Below are 2,529 nucleotides of genomic sequence, written 5' to 3'. Positions count from 1 at the left end.
AGGTAAAGGTACTCCGGGTTGGGTACCAGTTTGAACGGTCTCTCCTTAAAGCCAAAAAAACGATTGTACATGGGCGTATGCCAATTATCAGCTAATGGGATTGAACCCTCCCTGCGGCAATCCGCGGGGAATGTTCTGCCTGTAGCGGCAGTGCTGCGCAGCACCGTAAGAATGATAATCGATTATCAGTTCGCTCGCTAACCCCGCCGAACCGGTGCTCGGTATCTCTGCTTCGCTCCGACCCCGATGGCGGGATCTCCGCTTCGCTTCGACAAGCGACGGGGAATGGGCTCGCTGTCGCGGTTCACGGTCCGGAGCAAGCCGGGGGAGTACGATCACCATAGCCGGCGGCTTCGTCAATGGGGCGCCAAGGACACAGCAAAGCGGCCAGGAGCCCGCCGTCAGCCTTCCAGTTGGGCACCCACACAGCCGAAAAAGAACCGCTCACCTAAGCGCGCACGGAGTTCGGCCGCTTTTTCCAACCCCGTGCAGTGAGACACCCCCAACCGTTCGATGCCGTAGCGGTCGAGGGCCTTGAGCGTTTCGTCGAACTGGGCGGGTTGGGCAAAGCCTAAATGGGTCCCGCCGACGACTGCATAAATGCGGTCCTGGTGAAACGTCTCCAGAACATGGTCGAAGAGGTTGATCATGCCGGCATGGGCACAGCCCAGCACCAGGATGAGGCCCTTTTCCGAATCGACCACCAGGGACAGGTCGTCGACAATGGGGTCAGGGCATACGGCCATGGCGCCTTGGGGATGAAGGGTCATGTTGGGATCCGGCTTTTCAAAGTCGTTGTTTCTGGCAATTTCGCCGGTCAGATGGACCCGATCGCTGATTTCAACCGGATTTCGAATCAGATTGAATTGGGCGCCCAGAGATTCGAGGTATTCACGTCGGTGGCGCATGCCGATGTACCGGGTAGCGGTTCCGTCGGACCAGGTGCGTGAAGCAAAGATATCCGGATGACCGTAGACAGGTACCGGGCCGGTCTGTTCGAGCACCTGCGGTAGTCCGCCGGTGTGATCGTAGTGGCCATGGCTGATGGCGATAGCCTGAATCGATGCCAGGTTTTTGCCCAGGACAGCGGCATTGCCGCAGATGCCAATGCCCTGACCGGTGTCGAAGAGCACATTGCCGGCCTGGGTTTCGATAAAACAGGCAAACCCATGCTCGCCCACAACGCCGAAGGGGTGGCCCACGGAGTTTTCACACAAAATGGTCAGTTTCGTTTGCATATAGCGCTTCCGGAAAAACGGTGGTTGCACGCCGCTCTATTGGGCGATCTTACTGAGCCGATTCTGGATGTAGGCGTTGCGAAAGGCTTCATAGGGATCCAGGGCGGCATTTTTCAGGGTTTGGTAATCGCCGATGCGAAATGAGGTGTCGTTGACAACTCTGACACTGTAAGCGCTCACGTTCGTGGTGGTGGTGGTCAATTTACCCGCATCCACATTGACCAGCTGCATGAACGAAACCGGGTTCAAGGCCCAATCCCCGATAAAGCCCACCGAATCGCGCAGGGTCGAGGGGCCGAACAGCGGCCAGATGATATAGAACCCGTTGCCGACACGGTAAAACCCCAGGGTTTGCCCGAAATCCTCTTCGGGCGGGTTGAACGACGGTTTGTCTCTTACCACGTTGAACAGCCCCAGGCACCCGGCCGTGGTATTGACCACGAACCGGCAGAACTCGCCTTCCGCCGATCGCCACTTGCCTTGAAAGAGACAATTGAAAAATCGCACGGGTCCCAGAAGATTAAAAAAGAAATCTTTCACGCTTACCCGGACCGGTGTGGGAACAACCACCCGATATCCGGAGGCCACCGGTTTAAGCACCCAGAAATAAAACTTGTCATTAAAAACAAACATGGCCCGGTTGAACCCGGCAATGGGGTCGGCGACCGCATGCAGTCCCTCGTCCTCATCCCAGTAGCTATCGCCACTGGGGTTATCGAAGGGGTCGAAGGGAACCGTATCGTCCGACACCGCAGCATTTTCGGTCGGCGGGTCGCCGGCCACGCTTGCCGGCGGATTGGCCCATGCGAGGCCGCCCGTCAGCACCACTACAATCATGATCAAGAACAGCTGCCTGGGTTTCATCACCATCAACATTGCTTCGCCGTTGGAAAGTCGCGTCCTCCAAGCGGGGCCGGTCGCTGGAGATACAACATCCGTTTTGATTTTATCCGTTTTCAGCAAGCCGCTTATTTTGTTCGGCCAGTTTGTCGTTAAGCTGCCGGATTAGTTGGGCCGGTTTATCCTTGCTCAGAATACTGGCGAACTGGGTACGGTAATTTTTAACCAGGCTGACCCTCTCGACAATGATATCGTAGACCTTCCACTGGCCATCGCCGCCCTTAAGCATTCGGTAATTGACCGGTATTTTTAATGTTTCTCTGACGATCTGGGTTTTGACTTCGGCGTAGATGTCCGAGTAGAAATCCTGCCCGAGGTAAACGATCTGCTCGTTGTGGTATTCTCCCTGCACCTTATCGATGTAGGTGTTGCCGAGAAACTGGGCAAACAC

The 2,529-nt window shown here is 56.1% G+C and carries 3 protein-coding genes; all 3 read right to left on the bottom strand.

The features are described from left to right. Positions 1–401: 401 nt before the first annotated feature. The gene (locus tag QNK41_RS04430; protein ID WP_319254163.1) at positions 402–1,238 is read right to left on the bottom strand and encodes an MBL fold metallo-hydrolase; all 837 of its coding nucleotides are present in this window, start codon (positions 1,236–1,238) and stop codon (positions 402–404) included. A 36-nt stretch (positions 1,239–1,274) separates the two neighbouring features. Then, positions 1,275–2,075 (bottom strand): VacJ family lipoprotein, encoded by an 801-nt coding sequence (locus tag QNK41_RS04425; protein ID WP_319254164.1) that lies wholly within the window; start codon positions 2,073–2,075, stop codon positions 1,275–1,277. A gap of 109 nt (positions 2,076–2,184) precedes the next feature. Next, positions 2,185–2,529 (bottom strand): ABC transporter substrate-binding protein (locus QNK41_RS04420; protein WP_319254161.1); only part of this gene is annotated, 345 nt, incomplete at its 5' end.

This window comes from Desulfosarcina sp. (assembly GCF_033791525.1).
Classification (GTDB): domain Bacteria; phylum Desulfobacterota; class Desulfobacteria; order Desulfobacterales; family Desulfosarcinaceae; genus Desulfosarcina.
Note: the sequence above shows the minus strand (reverse complement) of the source record. Positions and strands in the feature narration are given on the sequence as shown.

What these genes read in the sequence shown, in the direction of transcription:
- QNK41_RS04430 (WP_319254163.1), bottom strand. Translation starts at nt 1,238, where the DNA reads ATGCAAACGAAACTGACCATTTTGTGTGAAAACTCCGTGGGCCACCCC.
- QNK41_RS04425 (WP_319254164.1), bottom strand. Translation starts at nt 2,075, where the DNA reads ATGATTGTAGTGGTGCTGACGGGCGGCCTCGCATGGGCCAATCCGCCG.